This is a genomic window from Mycobacterium sp. NGS40, assembly GCF_059812735.1.
This window is the reverse complement of sequence record NZ_JCALDG010000017.1, coordinates 34,957-52,468: the sequence shown is the minus strand read 5'-3', so window position 1 is coordinate 52,468 and position 17,512 is coordinate 34,957. Positions and strand designations below refer to the sequence as shown.

At 66.0% G+C, this 17,512-nt stretch carries 18 protein-coding genes; 15 read left to right on the top strand and 3 right to left on the bottom strand.

Annotated features, from left to right (window positions below):
• The first annotated feature begins 11 nt into the window (after positions 1 to 11).
• From AC5Y5O_RS23255 to AC5Y5O_RS23210, 10 genes are all read left to right on the top strand, one after another.
• Positions 12 to 812, top strand: coding sequence for a thymidylate synthase (locus AC5Y5O_RS23255; protein ID WP_096286298.1), 801 nt, complete (start codon positions 12 to 14; stop codon positions 810 to 812).
• 64 nt (positions 813 to 876) lie between these two features.
• The gene (locus AC5Y5O_RS23250) at positions 877 to 1,347 is read left to right on the top strand and encodes a dihydrofolate reductase (protein ID WP_096291007.1); all 471 of its coding nucleotides are present in this window, start codon (positions 877 to 879) and stop codon (positions 1,345 to 1,347) included.
• A gap of 55 nt (positions 1,348 to 1,402) precedes the next feature.
• Complete coding sequence (locus AC5Y5O_RS23245; protein WP_096286300.1) at positions 1,403 to 2,098, top strand: cell division protein DivIVA; 696 nt, start codon at positions 1,403 to 1,405, stop codon at positions 2,096 to 2,098.
• A gap of 41 nt (positions 2,099 to 2,139) precedes the next feature.
• Positions 2,140 to 3,366, top strand: a complete 1,227-nt coding sequence (locus AC5Y5O_RS23240; RefSeq protein ID WP_096286302.1) for a winged helix-turn-helix domain-containing protein — start codon at positions 2,140 to 2,142, stop codon at positions 3,364 to 3,366.
• Positions 3,366 to 4,748: a class I SAM-dependent DNA methyltransferase gene (locus tag AC5Y5O_RS23235; RefSeq protein WP_243393840.1), complete on the top strand. Its 1,383-nt coding sequence runs from the start codon at positions 3,366 to 3,368 to the stop codon at positions 4,746 to 4,748. Before AC5Y5O_RS23240 ends, AC5Y5O_RS23235 begins: the two co-directional genes overlap by 1 nt.
• A complete protein-coding gene (locus AC5Y5O_RS23230; protein ID WP_096291008.1) occupies positions 4,745 to 5,830 on the top strand; it encodes a restriction endonuclease subunit S in 1,086 nt (361 codons plus the stop codon). Before AC5Y5O_RS23235 ends, AC5Y5O_RS23230 begins: the two co-directional genes overlap by 4 nt.
• A gap of 334 nt (positions 5,831 to 6,164) precedes the next feature.
• Positions 6,165 to 7,739: an MFS transporter gene (locus AC5Y5O_RS23225; RefSeq protein WP_243393841.1), complete on the top strand. Its 1,575-nt coding sequence runs from the start codon at positions 6,165 to 6,167 to the stop codon at positions 7,737 to 7,739.
• Between the two features lie 61 nt (positions 7,740 to 7,800).
• Complete coding sequence (gene thyX / locus AC5Y5O_RS23220; RefSeq protein ID WP_096286306.1) at positions 7,801 to 8,553, top strand: FAD-dependent thymidylate synthase; 753 nt, start codon at positions 7,801 to 7,803, stop codon at positions 8,551 to 8,553.
• Between the two features lie 82 nt (positions 8,554 to 8,635).
• Positions 8,636 to 9,538, top strand: a complete 903-nt coding sequence (gene dapA, locus AC5Y5O_RS23215; protein WP_096286308.1) for a 4-hydroxy-tetrahydrodipicolinate synthase — start codon at positions 8,636 to 8,638, stop codon at positions 9,536 to 9,538.
• Between the two features lie 20 nt (positions 9,539 to 9,558).
• On the top strand, positions 9,559 to 11,235 hold the full coding sequence (locus tag AC5Y5O_RS23210) for a ribonuclease J (protein ID WP_096286310.1): 1,677 nt from the start codon (positions 9,559 to 9,561) through the stop codon (positions 11,233 to 11,235).
• Positions 11,236 to 11,291: 56 nt separating this feature from the next.
• Here AC5Y5O_RS23210 and AC5Y5O_RS23205 read toward each other — a convergent pair whose 3' ends face one another.
• Positions 11,292 to 11,639: a YbaB/EbfC family nucleoid-associated protein gene (locus AC5Y5O_RS23205; RefSeq protein WP_096286312.1), complete on the bottom strand. Its 348-nt coding sequence runs from the start codon at positions 11,637 to 11,639 to the stop codon at positions 11,292 to 11,294.
• A 257-nt stretch (positions 11,640 to 11,896) separates the two neighbouring features.
• On the opposite strand from AC5Y5O_RS23205, the gene AC5Y5O_RS23200 reads away from it, so the two are divergent.
• Entirely contained in the window at positions 11,897 to 13,222 is a 1,326-nt protein-coding gene (locus AC5Y5O_RS23200; protein ID WP_096286314.1) for an EspA/EspE family type VII secretion system effector, read from the top strand.
• 47 nt (positions 13,223 to 13,269) lie between these two features.
• On the top strand, positions 13,270 to 13,584 hold the full coding sequence (locus tag AC5Y5O_RS23195) for a type VII secretion target (protein ID WP_096286316.1): 315 nt from the start codon (positions 13,270 to 13,272) through the stop codon (positions 13,582 to 13,584).
• 83 nt (positions 13,585 to 13,667) lie between these two features.
• On the opposite strand, the gene AC5Y5O_RS23190 is transcribed toward AC5Y5O_RS23195, so the two are convergent.
• Positions 13,668 to 14,015, bottom strand: a complete 348-nt coding sequence (locus AC5Y5O_RS23190; protein WP_096286318.1) for a YbaB/EbfC family nucleoid-associated protein — start codon at positions 14,013 to 14,015, stop codon at positions 13,668 to 13,670.
• A 232-nt stretch (positions 14,016 to 14,247) separates the two neighbouring features.
• On the opposite strand from AC5Y5O_RS23190, the gene AC5Y5O_RS23185 reads away from it, so the two are divergent.
• Genes AC5Y5O_RS23185 through AC5Y5O_RS23175 form a run of 3 tightly spaced genes read left to right on the top strand, consistent with a single transcriptional unit; the run spans position 14,248 to position 16,637 of the window.
• Positions 14,248 to 15,594: an EspA/EspE family type VII secretion system effector gene (locus AC5Y5O_RS23185; RefSeq protein WP_500027643.1), complete on the top strand. Its 1,347-nt coding sequence runs from the start codon at positions 14,248 to 14,250 to the stop codon at positions 15,592 to 15,594.
• A 52-nt stretch (positions 15,595 to 15,646) separates the two neighbouring features.
• Positions 15,647 to 15,973: a type VII secretion target gene (locus AC5Y5O_RS23180; protein WP_096286322.1), complete on the top strand. Its 327-nt coding sequence runs from the start codon at positions 15,647 to 15,649 to the stop codon at positions 15,971 to 15,973.
• Between the two features lie 13 nt (positions 15,974 to 15,986).
• Positions 15,987 to 16,637, top strand: a complete 651-nt coding sequence (locus AC5Y5O_RS23175; RefSeq protein ID WP_096286324.1) for a hypothetical protein — start codon at positions 15,987 to 15,989, stop codon at positions 16,635 to 16,637.
• Between the two features lies 1 nt (position 16,638).
• Here AC5Y5O_RS23175 and AC5Y5O_RS23170 read toward each other — a convergent pair whose 3' ends face one another.
• Positions 16,639 to 17,511 carry an SAM-dependent methyltransferase gene (locus tag AC5Y5O_RS23170; RefSeq protein WP_500027642.1) on the bottom strand — a complete coding sequence of 291 codons (873 nt, stop codon included), beginning with the start codon at positions 17,509 to 17,511 and terminating at the stop codon, positions 16,639 to 16,641.
• Position 17,512: the final 1 nt, after the last annotated feature.

The window sequence follows — 17,512 nt, the reverse complement described above, 5'->3', positions numbered from 1 at the left end:
AAGCTTTCCGCGTGCCGATCCCCACACCCTACGAGGACTTGCTGCGCCTGGTCCTCGAGACGGGTTCGGTCAAATCGGACCGCACCGGCACCGGAACCCGCAGCCTGTTCGGTCGGCAGTTGCGCTACGACCTCTCGGCCGGGTTCCCGCTGCTGACCACCAAGAAGGTCCACCTCAAATCGGTGATCTACGAGTTGCTGTGGTTCCTGCGCGGCGACTCCAACGTCGGTTGGCTACAGCAGCACGGCGTCACGATCTGGGACGAATGGGCTAGCGACACAGGCGATCTCGGACCCATCTACGGCGTGCAGTGGCGATCCTGGCCGACCCCGTCGGGTGAGCACATCGACCAGATCAGTGCCGCCCTGGAAATGCTGCGCACCGATCCGAACTCCCGGCGCAACATCGTTTCGGCCTGGAACGTCGGCGAAATCCCGCAGATGGCCCTGCCGCCGTGTCACGCGTTCTTCCAGTTCTACGTGGCCGGCGGGCGGCTGAGTTGCCAGCTTTACCAGCGCAGCGCGGACCTGTTCCTGGGTGTGCCGTTCAACATCGCCAGCTATGCGCTGCTGACCCACATGATGGCCGCCCAGGCCGGCTTGGGTGTCGGTGAGTTCGTCTGGACCGGCGGCGATTGCCACATCTATGACAACCACGTCGAGCAGGTGCGCACGCAGCTCAGTCGCGATCCACGGCCGTACCCGGAACTTGTTCTAGCCCAACGGGATTCGATCTTCGACTACACCTACGACGACATTGTGGTGCGCAACTACGATCCGCACCCGGCGATCAAAGCTCCCGTCGCTGTATGACTCGCGCCGACGACGATGCAAAGCGAAGCGATGAGGAGGAGTGGCGCGCTTGACCACCGTCGGCATGGTGTGGGCTCAGTCCACATCCGGTGTCATCGGCCGCAACGGCGACATCCCCTGGAACGTCCCCGAAGACCTGGCCCGCTTCAAGCAGGTGACCGTGGGCCACACCGTGGTGATGGGCCGGCTGACCTGGGACTCGTTGCCGGCCAGGGTGCGCCCGCTGCCCGGCCGCCGCAATATCGTGTTGTCCCGCCGCAGCGACTTCGTCGCCGAGGGAGCCGACGTGGTTGACTCCCTTTCCGGGGCCCTGACCGACCCCGAAGCCTGGGTGATCGGCGGTGCCGAGATCTATCGGCTCGCGCTGCCGCACGCCACCCGTTGTGAAGTCACCGAGATCGAGATCGACCTGATCCGCGAGGACGAGGACGCGATGGCGCCGGTGCTCGACGAGACATGGCTCGGCGAGACGGGGGAATGGCAGGTCAGCCGCTCTGGGCTGCGGTATCGGTTTCACAGCTATCGTCGGTCCTGACCGCTCGCCTCGGCGCTAGGCGGTGTACGGAATTTCCAGGGAGGGGAAATTGGCAGTGATCACCGAACCCACAACGGCGTTTGCCCGCAAGTGGATGGGCTATGACTCGGCCGCGGTCGATGCGCACATCGAGATGTTGACCACCAAGCAGAATCTGCTGTTCAACGACGTCGAGAGCCTGCGGGCCCGGTTGAAGGACTCCGGCGAGGAAGCGGCCGCGCTGCGCAAGGAGGTCGCGGCGCTCACCGACACCTCGCCCGCGCCGCACGCGATGCAACAGCGAATGGCAAAGATGCTGAGCCGCGCCGTCGAGGAGATTTCCGAGATGCAGGCCGAGGCACGAGCCGAGGCGGAGGCGCTGATCAGCGCGGCCGAAGCGGAAATCGAGGCCGAGCAACGAAAGCACCGCGAGGTGTTGGCGGATTTTGCCGCGCAGCAAAAGGCCATGGAAGCCGAATACCGCGAAACCAGGGAAACGCTCGAGGCCGAACTGGCCGGCATGCGCGACGATGCCCACAAGGCGCGTGAGCAGCTGCTTGCCGACGCCAAGGAGCGAATCGACCGCGATCGTGAGCAGGCGCGGCGCGCGGTGAACGCCGCGACCGACCGGCGGATCAAGGTGCTGGAACAACTGATGGGCGTCTACCGCGACCTGGAATCGGTTCCGGCGGCACTCGAGGCGGCATACCACGAACAGAAGAATCCGCCGGACAGCACCGGCGCGGCGGACGAGAAGGTCAGCACGGGGTGAGCCTTCGCTGAAGGTGACCGGTCGACCGGTATTCTCGGCGCGTGTCGATCAGGAGGCTGACCGCCGCGCAGGCACGGCGGATAGCCGTTGCGGCCCAAGGGTTTACCGAGCCGCGACCCGGCGGCGCGATCACCCGCGCTCACCTGCGTCGGCTGATCTCGAGAATCCAAGTGCTGCAACTGGATTCAGTCTCCGTGGCGGTGCGCGCCCACTACGCGCCGGTGTTCAGCCGGCTCGGCCCCTACGATCGCGACGTGCTCGACGGTGCCGCCTGGGGGCCGCGCTCGTCGCGGTTGCTCGCCGAGTACTGGGCGCACGAGGCCGCGCTGATGGCCGTCGAGGACTGGCCGCTGCTGCGCTGGCGGATGCGCCACTACCGGCACGGCCGGTGGGGTACCCACATCGTCAAGGCGAACCCGGAGCTCGCCGACAAGATCGTCGAGGCGGTCACCGAACTCGGGCCCAGCACCGCCGGACAGATCGAGGCTCATCTCGAGGCGGAAACAGCTGGCCCGCGGGGAAGTTGGTGGGGCACTCGCAGCGACACCAAGTGGGTAGCCGAGGCGCTGTTCGCCTCCGGGGTGCTCACCACGGCCACCCGGGTCGGGTTCGCCCGCCACTACGACCTGGTGGAACGGGTGCTGCCGGCCAGTGTGCTGGCCCGCGAGGTCGACGACGCCGAAGCCATCCGCGAGCTCAGCCTGCGCGCGGCGACCGCGCTGGGCGTGGCCACCGAGGCCGACATCCGCGACTACTTCCGGCTGTCCGCGCAGCAGGTCAAACCGGCGATCGCCGAGCTGGCCGCGGCCGGCGAGGTCGAGCGGGTCGAGGTCGACGGCTGGTCCGCGCCCGCATATCTGCACGCCGGCCGCGCCGTGCCCCGACAGGATCGCGGCACCGCGCTGCTGTGCCCGTTCGACCCGTTGATCTTCTTCCGGCCCCGGGTCCAGCGGCTGTTCAATTTCCACTACCGCATCGAGATCTACACCCCGGCAGCCAAGCGGAAGTACGGCTATTACGTGTGGCCGCTGCTGGTGGACGGTCAGCTGATGGCGCGGGTGGACCTCAAGGCCGATCGCACCGCCGACACGCTGCGGGTGGTGGGGGCGTTCGGCGAGCCCTCCGAAGCCGATCGAGCCCCGCGCGCCCGGGTGGCCGCCGCACTGGCCGGCGAGCTGGAGTCGATGGCGTCATGGCTTGGCCTGGGCGGGATTACGGTCTCGAGCCGCGGCGACTTGGCCACGGAACTGCGCAAGCGGATCAGCTGATGACGTCGTCCAAGGAGCTCAGAGCAACGCTGTGGAAAGCGGCTGACAAGTTGCGCGGATCCCTGTCGTCCGGTCAGTACAAGGACGTTGTGCTCGGGCTGGTGTTTTTGAAGTACATCTCCGCGTCGCACTGGAATACCTTGGTGGACAACGCGAAATCCCCTGGCATCGGTCGGGTCGCCGACAACGCGATGGGCGCGGTGATGGCGGCAAACCCGGCCCTGGCCGGACTGTTGCCGCGGATCTATGAGGACCTCGACCAGCGCCGGCTCGGCGAGCTGGTCGAGCTGTTGGAGAACGCGCGGTTGGTTGGCCCGGGCCCTCGGGACCTGATGGGGGAGGTCTACGAGTACTTCCTGGGCAATTTCGCGCGAGCAGAAGGGAAACGGGGTGGTGAGTTCTTCACCCCGCCCAGCGTGGTGCGGCTGATCGTGCAGGTGCTGGAACCGGTGCGCGGGCGGGTGTACGACCCGTGCTGCGGCTCCGGCGGCATGTTCGTGCAGACCGAGAATTTCATCGCCGCCCGCGACGGCGACCCCAACGACGTCCGCATCTACGGTCAGGAGGGCGTCGAGCAGACCTGGCGAATCGCGAAGTTGAACCTCGCTATTCACGGCATCGACAACGCGGGCCTGGCCCACGGTGACACGTTCGTCGAAGACCTGCACTGCGGCGTGCGCATGGACTACGTGATGGCCAATCCGCCGTTCAACATCAAGGATTGGGCCCGCGACGAGCACGATCCGCGCTGGCGCTTCGGTGTTCCCGCGGCCGGCAACGCCAACTTCGCCTGGATTCAGCACATCCTGGCCAAGTTGGCGCCGGGGGGTCAGGCCGGGGTGGTGATGGCAAACGGCTCGATGTCGTCGAATGTGGCCGGGGAGGGCGACATTCGCGCGCGGATCGTCGACGCCGACCTGGTGTCCTGCATGATCGCACTGCCCGCTCAGTTGTTTCGCAGCACCGGAATACCGGTGTGCCTGTGGTTCTTTGCGATGGATAAAGGTGATCGGTCGGGGCAGGTGCTGTTCATCGACGCGCGCGGGCTCGGCTATCTCGTCGATCGGGCGGAACGCGCGCTGACCGACGACGAGGTCGTCCGGATTAGCGGCACCTACCACGCCTGGTGCGGGTCGTCGTCGGCGAAAGATGTTGTATACGACGATATTCCGGGATTTTGCAAATCCGCTTCGCTGGAAGACATCGCCGCCGCCGGTTACCTGCTGACACCGGGGCGCTACGTCGGTACACCGGCGACCGCCGAGGACGCGGAGCCGCCCGACGAGAAGATCGCCCGGCTGACCCGGGACCTATTGGTGGCGCTGGATGAATCCGCGCGAATGGAAATGGTGCTGCGAGAACAGGTGCGTCGCCTGTGCTGAACGCGACGCTGGGCGAGTATCTCGACTTCCGCTCCGGAAGCGGCGCGCCGGCCCGGGTGCCCGGCGGGCGGTTTCCCGTCTACGGTGCCAACGGCGCGATCGGGTACGCGGCGCAGTCCAACGCGAGTGGCCCACTGATCGTGCTCGGTCGCGTCGGGTCGTATTGCGGCAGTGTGCGTTACTGCGACTCCGATGCGTGGGTCACCGACAACGCGCTGGTGTGCCGGGCCAAAGAGCCTGCCGAGACCCGCTACTGGTATTACGCGTTACAGACCTGCCGGCTCGGCGATCATCGGGCCGGGTCGGGCCAGCCCCTGCTCAATCAGGCGATTCTGCGCGACGTTTCGGTGCGGACCGTTCCCGGACGCCAACGCCAGCGGATCGCCGCACTACTCGGCGCCTTCGACGACAAAGTGGCGTCCAACGAACGCGTGATCAACGCCGCCGAGCGGCTGATGCTGGGCCTTGTCGAGCCGATCGGTGACCACATACCGCTGTCGAAACTGGCGCAACTATCCACGGTCGTTCGCAAACCGCGTCAATTCGACGGCTTCGTAGCGCATTTCAGTCTTCCGGCGTTCGACGACGGCGCCACTGCACGGCGCGTCGAGCGGGCGACGGTGAAAAGCGACAAGTTCGTGTTGTCGCAACCGTGCGTGTTGTTCGCCAAGCTCAACCCGCGGATTCCGCGTATCTGGAATGTCGTGCAGTTGCCTTGCGAAATGGCGTTGGCGAGTATGGAATTCGCCGTGCTCACTCCCGACGGCGTCGATACCTCGGCGCTGTGGGCCGCGGTGGGGCAACCCGACGTCTCGCATCGACTGCAGCAACAGGCCGCCGGAACCTCGCCCAGTCACCAACGCATCCAGCCGCGAGACCTGACCGATGTCGAGGTGCGCGACGTTCGGCGCCTGAGCGCCGATGCGGCACAGACGATCACCGCTGCGGGCGCGCTGTGCCATGCGCGACGTGCCGAGTCGGCAAGGCTGGAAGCATTTCGTGATGCGTTGCTGCCGTTGCTGATAACGGGGGTAATAAAACCAGAAGTCAATGCCCACGCAACTCACAGGTTGTCGACATAAATCGCCCTTACGCTGGAATACATCACTGACGTCGCCTCGTCGGGAGGGGACACGTGGTCGTTCCGAGAGGAGGGGCAGATGTCGAGTTGCATCGCACGCCAAGGGGGCGGCGGCGCCGGGGGCCGCGTTCTCGGCGGTGGCGGGAGCGGTGGGTGGTTATAGCAACCTGCTGGCGGAGAGATCGCCTGCATCGCATAGCCTTTGGCACTACGGAAGTCAATCAACTCGCATGTCACCCACGCCGGAGAGTTGCGAAGCGATCCCGTGGGCAATTAATCATGCAGCGGAAATAGCCGTGCGCTGCAGGCGATCTCACACATGCCAGGGGCGGCGTGTGAACTTTCGCATTGATGCGCGCCAGGTCGCTCCGAAGAATCGGGTCCTGGTTGTGGCAATCGTGGCTTCGATGGTCACCTTTCTCGACGGCAACATCATCAACTTGGCCCTGCCCGCCACAGCGCACGAACTCGGCGGGGGCTTGACGCTGCAGCAGTGGATTGTCGACGGCTATTTGCTGGCGCTCGCGGTGGCGATTCTGCCGGGCGGCTCTCTTTCCGATTTGTTCGGGCGACTGCCGATGCTGCGCGTCGGCTTGGTGACTTTCGCGCTGGGTACGGCCCTGGCGGTCGTTGCCGCGTGGCCGGCGATGCTGATCGTCGCTCGGCTTGTCCAAGGTCTGGGCGGTGCGTTGCTGGTCCCGGGTTCGCTAGCCCTGATCAATTCCACCTTCGACCGCACCGAACGTCCCGCCGCCATCGGAGCGTGGACCGCCTGGACCAGCACGATCTTCGCGCTGGGCCCGGTGCTCGGAGGACTGGCCGTCGACTACCTCGGCTGGCGGTGGATTTACTTCCTGCTGATGGTGCCCGCCATCGTTGCGTTCGCGCTGACATACTGGCTGCGCCCGACACCGCGTCCCGTCGAACGCGCCCGCGTTGACTTCGCCGGTGCTGCGTTGACCGCGATCGGGCTCGGCGCCATCGTGTACGCGCTCATCGAGTCCAATCGGGGCGGCTGGAGCAACCCCTTGGTCGCGACCCTATTAGCGGTGGGTGTCGCGGCGCTGCTCGCGTTTGTGGCCTGGGAGCGTCGCGCCCCGCAACCGATGGTGCCGCTGAAACTATTCGCCATGCGCAACTTCGCCGGGGCCAATCTGGCGACCGCATTCATTTACGGCGGCCTGACGCTGGGTTCCATCGCCATGGCGCTATATCTACAAGAGGTTGCGGGTTATTCAGCCCTGCTGGCGGGTCTGATCACTCTGCCCACTCCCGTTGCGTCGATGCTGTTCGCCCGCCGGGTGGGCAACGCCGCTGCGCGTGTCGGCCCGCGGATCTTCCTGACCGGTGGCCCGGTGTTGGCCGCGATCGGACTGCTGACGATCTGCCCTTCCGGTCATCATTTCGATTTCCTCACAAACCTGCTGCCGGGCCGGCTGATGCTGGCTGCCGGGTTGGTCCTCACCATCACGCCGCTGAGCTCGGTCATCTTGGTTTCGGTTGAGCCCGTCCACAGCGGAATCGCGGCAGCGATCCAAAACGCGGTAGGTCGGACTTCCGCGTTGACCGCCGTGGCGTGCCTGGGGGTAATCACCGCAGGCCCACTGAACAACGCCGGTTTCACCCGGCTACTGGAGGTTTCGGCATTGCTGTATCTCGCGGGCGCCGTCGTCGCTGCGATGGCCGTCGCCAACCCGGCAGTGCCCGCTGAACCGATCACCGAGAAGCTGCCCCTCGGGGACACCGCGGGCGAAACGCCCACGCCCGTCTGGCCGACCGCACCCGAACCGCAGCGGCCGCCGCGGCTTCGGGTCGGGCACGCGATGAAAAGAACGCTCGGCCCGATGCCCCTGCGAGCGCATCTGCGCCACGTCACGCGGTATGCCGAACCCTCCGACGAGCTGTCCTGAGCCTTCGCGTTTGGCGGTTCCCCCGGCGCGGCGCGCGTGCCGCCGGGCTAGGGTGAGCGCCGTGGCCGAGACCGCGCCGCTGCGCGTGCAACTGATCGCCAAGACCGAGTTCTTGGCGCCGCCCGACGTGCCGTGGACCACCGACGCCGACGGCGGGTCCGCGCTGGTCGAGTTCGCCGGGCGCGCCTGCTACCAGAGCTGGTCGAAACCCAACCCCAAGACCGCCACCAATGCCGGTTACATCAAACACATCATCGACGTCGGCCACTTTTCGGTGCTCGAGCACGCGACGGTGTCGTTCTACATCACCGGCATCTCGCGGTCGTGCACGCACGAACTGATCCGGCACCGCCATTTCTCCTACTCGCAGCTTTCGCAGCGCTATGTCCCGGAGACGGAGTCGCAGATCGTGGTGCCGCCGGGCATGGAAGACGACCCCGAACTGCGCGAGATCCTGGCCGCGGCCGCTGACGCCAGCCGCGCCACCTACACCGAGCTGCTGGCCAAGCTCGAGGCCAAGTTCGCGGATCAGCCCAATGCGGTGCTGCGCCGCAAGCAAGCGCGCCAGGCGGCCCGCGCGGTGCTGCCGAACGCCACCGAAACCCGCATCGTCGTGACCGGGAATTACCGCGCCTGGCGGCACTTCGTCGCCATGCGTGCCAGCGAGCATGCCGACGTGGAGATCCGGCGGCTGGCCATCGAATGCCTGCGTCAGCTCATCGACGTCGCGCCGGCGGTGTTCGCCGATTTCGAGATCTCCACCCTGGCCGATGGCACCGAGGTCGCAACCAGTCCGCTGGCCACCGAAGCCTGAGCCGACTGCGCCGGCTCGCGCACCGAAGCCTGAGCCGCGCGGCGGCGAAATCGGGTTGGCACCGCCAGGTAATCTTGGACCCGTGAGTTCTGTCGGATTCGATGCCCCCGCGCGTCTGGGAACCTTGCTGACCGCAATGGTGACGCCGTTCGGCCCCGACGGTTCCCTCGACACCGCCGCGGCGGCGCGCGTGGCAAACCACCTGGTGGACGCCGGTTGCGACGGGTTGGTCGTCTCGGGAACCACTGGTGAATCGCCCACCACCACCGACGACGAGAAGCTCGAACTGCTGCGCGTGGTCCTCGAAGCCGTGGGAGACCGGGCGCGTGTCATCGCCGGGGCGGGCACCTACGACACCGCGCACAGCATCAAGCTGGCCAAGGCCAGCGCGGCCGAGGGCGCACACGGACTGCTGGTGGTCACGCCGTACTACTCGCGGCCGCCGCAGCGCGGGCTGATCGCGCACTTCACCGCCGTCGCCGACGCCACGGACCTGCCGGTGCTGCTGTATGACATCCCGCCGCGGTCGGTGGTCCCGATCGAACCCGACACGATCCGCGTGCTGGCGTCACACCCGAACATCGTCGGGATCAAGGACGCCAAAGCCGATCTGCACAGCGGCGGCCAGATCATCGCCGAAACCGGGTTGGCCTACTACTCCGGAGACGACGCGCTCAACCTGCCCTGGCTGGCGATGGGCGCGACGGGCTTCATCAGCGTGATTTCTCACCTCGCCCCGAGCCAGCTTCGGGAGTTGTTGTCCGCCTTCGGTTCCGGAGACATCGCGACTGCCCGCAAGATCAACGTCGCGGTAGCGCCGCTGTGCAACGCGATGAGCCGCCTGGGCGGAGTGACGCTGTCCAAGGCGGGTCTGCGCCTGCAGGGCATCGACGTCGGCGATCCCCGGTTGCCGCAGGTGCCCGCGACGCCCGAGCAGATCGACGCGCTGGCCGCCGACATGCGTGCGGCCTCGGTACTTCGGTGACCCAAGGGGTGGCTTAGAAAGTGGATGTAGACCTCAGCCCGCCAGGTCCGTTGACCACAGGTGGGTTGCGGGTGACCGCGCTCGGGGGCATCGGCGAAATCGGGCGCAACATGACGGTTTTCGAGCATCTGGGCCGGCTGCTGATCATCGACTGCGGGGTGATGTTTCCCACCCACGACGAGCCCGGCGTCGACCTGATCCTGCCCGACCTGCGCCACATCGAAGACCGGCTCGACGACATCGAGGCGCTGGTCCTGACCCATGCGCACGAGGACCACATCGGGGCGATCCCATTCCTGCTGCGGCTGCGGCCCGACATCCCGGTCGTCGGCTCCAAGTTCACCCTGGCGATGGTGGCCGCGAAGTGCCGCGAGCATCGGATCAAGCCGGTGTTCGTCGAAGTCAAAGAGGGACAGAGCAGCCGCCATGGCGTGTTCGAGTGCGAATACTTCGCGGTCAATCACTCCATCCCGGACGCACTGGCCATCGCGGTGTACACCGGCGCGGGAACGGTTCTGCACACCGGCGACATCAAGCTCGACCAACTGCCGCTGGACGGCCGGCCCACCGACCTCCCCGGCATGTCGCGGCTCGGCGGCGCCGGTGTGGATCTGTTCCTGTGTGACTCGACCAACTCCGAGATCCCCGGGGTCGGGCCGTCGGAGAGCGAGGTGGGCCCGACGCTGCACCGCCTGATCCGCGGCGCCGAAGGCCGCGTGATCGTGGCTTGCTTCGCCTCCAATGTCGACCGAGTGCAGCAGATCATCGATGCCGCAGTGGCTTTGGGCCGGCGAGTGTCGTTCGTCGGGCGCTCGATGGTGCGCAACATGAGCATCGCCCGGGACCTGGGGTTCCTGCGGGTCGACGACTCCGACCTGATCGACATCGGGGCGGCCGAGATGATGGCGCCGGAGCGGGTGGTGCTGATCACCACGGGCACCCAGGGTGAGCCGATGGCCGCGTTGTCCCGGATGTCGCGCGGCGAGCATCGCAGTATCACCCTGACCGCGGGGGATCTGGTCGTGCTGTCGTCGTCGCTGATCCCGGGCAACGAGGAGGCCGTTTACGGCGTGATCGACGCGCTGGCCAAGGTCGGTGCCCGAGTGGTCACCAACGCCCAAGCCCGGGTGCATGTTTCGGGCCATGCCTACGCCGGCGAATTGCTCTTCCTCTACAACGGGGTGCGGCCCCGCAATGTGATGCCCGTGCACGGCACCTGGCGCATGTTGCGCGCCAACGCCAAGCTGGCCGCCTCCACCGGGGTGCCGGAGGAGTCAATCCTGTTGGCCGAGAACGGTGTGAGCGTCGATCTGGTCGGCGGGAGGGCGTCGATCGCCGGTGCGGTGCCGGTCGGCAAGATGTTTGTCGACGGGCTGATCACCGGCGACGTCGGCGACATCACTCTGGGCGAGCGGCTGATTCTGTCCGAGGGCTTCGTCGCGGTGACTGTGGTGGTGACCCGCGGCACCGGGCGACCGGTGACGACGCCGCACCTGCACTCACGCGGATTCTCCGAGGATCCCAAGGCGCTCGAGCCCGCGGTGCGCAAGGTGACCGAAGAACTCGAAGCGCTGGTCGCCGACAACGTCACCGACCCGATCCGGATCGCGCAAGGCGTACGGCGCGCCGTCGGCAAGTGGGTGGGCGAAACCTATCGCCGCCAGCCGATGATCGTTCCGACCGTCATCGAAGTGTGACGCCGTTTCGCGAAATATATTTTGGCGCAGTACTTTTCGGTGCCTGGTCAGCCTGTTCAGGTCAAGCCCAAAATGCTGTTCAGCGAGCCGGTAACTTCGGCGAGTGACGCGACCAGGCGCTCGTCGTCGGCGTCGCCGGCCGCGGTGGCGGCGGCCTCTGCTCTGTGCAGCGCGTCGTTGATGCGCTGCTCGACGGCCTCGGAGCCCAGCCTGAGCAGTCCCGGCTCGATGGTGAGGCCGGTCAATACCAGGTGCCTGTCCACGGTCACTTCGACGGTTTGGGTTTCGTCGCTGACCGTAACGGTAGCGGTGTTCGTTCGATGGATATGGTCGTCGATGATCGACTGAAATTGCTGGGCTTGCGCCAGCGCCTCGGCGACCTGCGGGTGTATTTGGGCGGTCATCAGCGCCGTCCTTCCCTTGTCAGGAACAGTATTTTTGGGGGCTGAACTGGTGATGTTTTCGGTCCAGTATCTCCTCAAGTTTAAAGCGAATTACCCGCCACGAATGCATTTGTTTAGGCAGTGTTTTTTGAGTGAATCCAATTTTCATATGCCATTAGTGCGCAAAAAATTGGTGCGCGGATGGCGTCAAATGCCGTGTTACGTTGCGTATGCGCAACTGTTGCCTAGGTGCAACGTTCGAACGAAGGGAATCTCCGATGTCTATCTTTGCTTCTGCCGCCAGGTGCATCGCCAGCCTGGCCAACCTGGGTCAGCAGGGCGCCGGCCTGGGCCTCGATTTCAGTGGCTGGAGCGGCTCAACGCCGGGCGCTGAAGGCTACGCGACGACAGCCACCAACACCGCGGCCGACCTTGGGTCGATCGGGGCCGCCATCGGCGGCAAGATGATGTCTCGGTCCATCAAGAACATGTCTCAGGCTGAACTGATCCAGCTGCAGAACCGGATGGGCGGACAAAAGGGCGTCAACGACTTCGCCAAAGCGGCCAGCATCATCTCCTGGACCATCACCACCGTCCAGCTTTTGCAGCTGACGACCGGATTCGGGACGCCGTATGACGGCGCTGCCCTGCAAACCGGTTCGCAACAATTCACTTCGCTCGCCGGGCAGCTGAAGTCCGCACTTCCCGACACCGAGTGGCAGGGCGATGCGTCGCAAGCCTATGCCGACCTGGACGCGGCGCTGCAGACAGCGGCGCAGCAAATGGCCGACCTGGACACCCAGCTGGCGGCTCTGGTGAAAAACCAGGGCGAGTGGGTCACCCATATGCAATTGGCTTTCAGCATATTGAACGGTCTGCTCACCACGGCCCTGATCATCGAGTTGATTCTCACGATGGCGGTGCCGGCGCCGGTCGGGCCCGCCGTGGCGAAGATCTTCGCGATCACGGTTGCGAGTTTGGGGATTGCGGCCGCCGTGAGCTTCCTGGGGACGTTGCTCGGCTATTCGATCGAGAACGGCAAAAAGGCCGATGCCTTGGCCGAGCGCTACGCGGCGCTGGTCGCGGGAATCGTTCAAAACAATACGGTGGCTCAGGCACAGGTGGCCGTCGCCCGCCAGTCCAACTCGGCGATGTCGAACTTCGAGACCATCTCGGCCAATCTGTCCGCAAATTCCGTCTTCGCCGGCGCGCCGGGAGTCGCACCGCCGGTGGCCAACGATCGCCCGGAGCGGCGCCTGCGGCAAGACGCCGCGGCACCGGCTGCGCCCACGACACCGGCGGCGCCCGCGGCACCGGCTTATGCGCCTACCGGCACCATGCCCACGCTGGTTCAGGCCGCCGCAATGTCCGGCACGAACCTGTCCGGCCGGGTGTCCCAGCCTGAAAGCCTGGTCAACCAGGCCAAGGCGCAGGTGCGCAGCCTCGCCCAAGAAGACCCGCACGAAGAGGCCGCTGCACCCGTCAACGAGGTCCGCGCCGACGACGGTGCGGGTGGCTATGGGACCGAGCGCGCACCGATCGGGGCGGCGCCGGCGGCCGCCGCACCGGCGGAGGTGCCGAGCCCATTCCAGCGCAGCGTGTAATTCGTTGCGGACCAATGTGATTCAGCAGTATTCAAGGAGAAGTAACCATGACTGATCTAGCCGTCACACCAGAACACCTCGACAATTTGGCGACCAAGCAAGACCAGGCCAGTACTCAGGCCAAGACCGCGGGGTCTGCGGGCTCCAATGTAGAAGTCGCCGTATGGGTCACCCACGGCGTCATCAGCGGGACATCCAACGTGGCCTTCACCAAAGCCGCCGCCGCGCGCAAGAAGACGGCCGACGCGATGAGCAAGGCGTCGACCGGGCTCGCCGGCAAGCTGCGCACCGCGAAGGCCGTTTACGGAAGCGCCGACGACGAAGCGGGCAAGAGCATCGACCGACAGCTCCTGGATCGCTGATCACGTCGAAGCGCAGTGGGACATTTCCGTAGCAAGGAGACTCGTGCTTGTCGGCGGAAAACGTTGCGGCAGAGATGGTCTGGTTAGTTCAGCCCGAAACTGTTCTTGAGCGAGCCGGCTATTGCGGCCAGTGATTCGACGAAACGCTCGCCGTCGGCGGCGTCGGCCGCGGTCGCCGCGGCCACGGCATTGCACAGCGCCTCGTTCACGCGCTGCTGGACCGTCTCGGCGCCGAGCCTGAGCAGGCCTTCTTCGATGTAGAGTCCGGATAGCCAACGATGTCCGTCCAGCGTTACCTCGACGCTCTTGGCTTCGTCGGTGGCGGTAACGCTATTCGTGGCCGTTCGATGCACCTGGTTGTCGAGGGCCGACTGAAACTGGTGGGCCTGCCGCAGCGCATCGGCGACCTCGGGGTGCACATCGTCGGTCATGGTGTCCTTACTGGCTTGGTCTCCGGTCGCTCCGCAGTGTAGATCGGCTCGTCCGCTGCCTGCAGGTGTTTCCGGCCACCCGAGACTGTGGCCCGAGTTCTGGTGCACGCCTTGCAAAGAGCCAGTTAACTGTTTGCTATTCGGACACGACATCGCGGGGCTCGGGTTAGGTTGTTCGGCAAAACTCGGCGGCGCGGGGCACCGAGGGTGAACGTAGGGGGAACCAACACCGATGTCCGTGTTCTCGGCAGTCGCGCAGGTCCTCGCCAATCTGGGCTCGGTGGGCGGACAGGCCGCAACCCTCGGCCTGGATTCCACCGGTTGGAGCAACCCGACACCGAGCACGATGGCGAAGGCCGCGACGGGTACCGGCATTGCTGCGACCGGTCTCGGGGTGGTGGTCGTTCCCGCCGCAGATGGGTTCGTGGGCAAGGTCTTTCAACATTCGTCCCATCTCGGGCGCGAGGCGATGATGGCCAAGATGGGCGGGTCGGCGGGAGCAGCGCGGTATGCACAGGGGATGAGCATCATCTCGTGGACGATCACCATCGTGGAACTTCTTTCGCTGACGACCGGATTCGGATATCCCTACGAGGGAAACAGCGTCGAAAGCGGGTCGGAAGAATTCCAGGCACTCGCCACCGAACTGCAGTCCGCCCTCCCCGGTGCCGACTGGACAGGCGCGGCTTCCGAAGCCTATGCCGAGGTCAACAGGAATCTGGCGGACATCGCAGCGAAGCTGGCCCAGCTTGATCTCGAGTTGGCGGCCCTGACCAAGGAGCATGCCGAACTGGTCGCCCAAATGCGGTTGGCCTTCGGTGCATTGAAAGCCACCCTGCTCGGTGCTCTGGTCACCGAACTGGCCATCACCATGTTGGTGCCTGCGCCGGTCGGCCCCTCGTTGGCGATGGCGTTCGCGATTTCAGTTGCGGTGGCTGCCATTGCGGCCTCGCTCGGTTTCCTGTCCACCGTGCTCGGCTATTCGGTGCAGCGCGCCCAAGGCGCGAACGCTTTGGCCAACAGATATGCGGAGCTGGCCCCTACGCCGCTCAGTCAGCGTTCGGCCCCGCCGACGCCGATTCCACAGTCCAAATCGTCCACCGTACCGCACTTCAATCCGGCAGGCGGGCAAGGTGTTTCGGCCGTCGGCGGTCATCCGGTGACCGCTTCGGATGCGGGCCGGGGGGAAGGGCGACACGTGGCTCAGCAGGGTGTGGCTGCCACGGTCGGCATCGCGACGCCTGCCACGCCGAAGGCGCGCGAGCACGGCGCACCGGCTGCGGCGACGGCCACCATGCCCACTCTGGTTCAGCTGGCTTCGAGGTCGGGGTCGGCCGCGTCGGTGGCCAGCCAGCTGACTCCCCACGCGGAGCTGTTCAGCCGCGCCAGGGCACAGCTTCTCGCTCAGCCTGCCCAGCAGAGCAAGAGTCGACCGGGCGAAGCGGCTCTGGGCCCGGACGGAGCACGTGCCGGTGAGGCAAGCGAGAACCTGCCCGCTCTGGTCCTAGGGAACCTTGATGCGTACGTCGCTGCCGGGTTTGTCGGGCCGGTGTCAAGCGTGGCCGCCAAGACCGGGTGAAGCGGAGCCGAGTCGTTGCCGCTGATAGACAGAGAATCAAAGGAGTGAGCCCATGGACAAGAAGCTGGACGCCACACCACAACACATCGTCGCGCTGGCGACCGCCCAGGAATCCGCGGCAGCCCAGGCGCTGAGGGCGGGAGCTACGGGCTCCAATCTGCGGGACGCGGTATGGGTCACCCACGGCGTCATCAGCGGGGCGTCCAATGTCGCCTTCACCAAAGCTTCGGCCGCCCGCGCTAAGACGGCGGAAGCCGTCAGCAAGACCGCGGCTGCGCTCGCCCAGAAGTTGCAGACCGCCAAGAACGCTTACCAAAACACCGACGAGGCCATGAGCAACAGCCTCGCGGCGCAGTTTGCGGAATATCGGTACCGCTGACGTTTCCGCACGGGTGCTCATTGCGCTGGCAGCGCAGCGATTTCAGGAAGAAGGGGCCATGCCGCAGTACGACGACCAAGATCCGCTGGCCGCATTGGATTTCGTCGAAGACAAGCCCGCCTCGGACGCGGAGTCAGACGAGCTGGCCTTTCTGGATTATCCGGCTCACGCAAGCCACGACGACGTTGTCGAGCAGTCCGATGCTGCGCTGGACACGTACGTGCCCGAGCCAACCGGCCCCGGGCCCGACGACACCGAAACCGCGCTGGACGCCGTCGCCCCGCTACCGACCGCGCAAGCCGGCCAGGGCGCTGTCGGCATGTACACGGTGATCAACCCCCCGGAGACCGTGTCCGTATCGGCACTGCTGGACGGCACAACGGGGCGTGTCGCGCTTTCGGCGAAGGTGACGAGCATGAGTGAAGCCGAGCTCGCCGAGGAGATACTCATCATTGCCGACCTGGCGCGCCGACAGGCGCTGGCGGGCCAGCAGGCGTACTTGTTGGGCGGGGACTCCCTGGCGGAAACCATGCGCGAATTGGGGTCAGACGGCTCCGAGGTGGTACGGGAGTTCATGGAGAACGGCCTCGGCCTGACGACGCAGGATCAGGCGGACGCGGCTCGCGCGGAAGTGTTCGCTGCCCGCTACGGCCGTAACAAATGAGTTAGACCTTCTCGGCGTAGGCCGACCATTCCAGTTGTGACGCTTTGAGTTTGCGACCGGTGGGTGCGACGTAACGCGCGACCAGTTCGTCCGGCCCGGCCTGCTCGACCAGCCGCCAGCCGTATTCGCCGATGAAGTCGGCGACCTCGTCGGGCTCCAAGCCGAAATGCCACAGCTGTTTGCGCTGGCGCACGGTGCGGTACAACGTGCGGGTGCCGTAGCGGTTCGTCCCGTCGATGAAGTCGCGGCGGACGTAGGTGAACACCAGCCGGCTGCCCGAAGCCGCGGCCCGCAGTCCGTCCAGCGTTCGACGCACCCCCTCCTCGGTGAGGTACTGCGTCACGCCTTCACAGACGAAGAAGGCCCGGTAGTCGGTGCGATAGCCGTGCTCGGCCAGGGCGGTGAGCAGGTCGTCGCGCTCAAAATCCAAGGCCACCAAGCGAACCGAGAGCGGCGGACCGCCCAGCACCCGCCGCAGTGTCTTGGCCTTGCGGGCGATGTTGACCGGCAGGTCCACTTCGAAGACCGGCATCCGGACCCGCCGGTTCAGCAGGTAGGCGCGGGTGTCCAGTCCGGCGCCGAGGATGACCACCGCATCGATGTCGTCGAGGGCCTCGGTGATCTTGTCGGCGATGAATCGCTTGCGGCAGGCCAGGTTTGCCCACAATCCGGGCCCGCTGTATTCGGATGCACGAATCATCAGGCGGCGGATCGGCGTCGCCCGGGTCGTGGCGACCAGCCAGCGCAATGGAGCCGGCAGGAACAGATCCGCGAGGTCGTCGTCGACCAACCGGCGCCCGACCGGTTCGTTCTGCTCGACGGCGGCCAGCACCATGGGGCCGAAAGCGGTCTGCGCAGCGGGGTTTCGCGCCATG

What these genes read in the sequence shown, in the direction of transcription:
- AC5Y5O_RS23205 (WP_096286312.1), bottom strand. Translation starts at nt 11,639, where the DNA reads ATGACCGCCCAAATACACCCGCAGGTCGCCGAGGCGCTGGCGCAAGCC.
- AC5Y5O_RS23180 (WP_096286322.1), top strand. Translation starts at nt 15,647, where the DNA reads ATGGACAAGAAGCTGGACGCCACACCACAACACATCGTCGCGCTGGCG.
- AC5Y5O_RS23235 (WP_243393840.1), top strand. Translation starts at nt 3,366, where the DNA reads ATGACGTCGTCCAAGGAGCTCAGAGCAACGCTGTGGAAAGCGGCTGAC.
- AC5Y5O_RS23195 (WP_096286316.1), top strand. Translation starts at nt 13,270, where the DNA reads ATGACTGATCTAGCCGTCACACCAGAACACCTCGACAATTTGGCGACC.
- AC5Y5O_RS23170 (WP_500027642.1), bottom strand. Translation starts at nt 17,511, where the DNA reads ATGGCGCGAAACCCCGCTGCGCAGACCGCTTTCGGCCCCATGGTGCTG.
- AC5Y5O_RS23250 (WP_096291007.1), top strand. Translation starts at nt 877, where the DNA reads ATGGTGTGGGCTCAGTCCACATCCGGTGTCATCGGCCGCAACGGCGAC.
- AC5Y5O_RS23190 (WP_096286318.1), bottom strand. Translation starts at nt 14,015, where the DNA reads ATGACCGACGATGTGCACCCCGAGGTCGCCGATGCGCTGCGGCAGGCC.
- AC5Y5O_RS23185 (WP_500027643.1), top strand. Translation starts at nt 14,248, where the DNA reads ATGTCCGTGTTCTCGGCAGTCGCGCAGGTCCTCGCCAATCTGGGCTCG.
- AC5Y5O_RS23200 (WP_096286314.1), top strand. Translation starts at nt 11,897, where the DNA reads ATGTCTATCTTTGCTTCTGCCGCCAGGTGCATCGCCAGCCTGGCCAAC.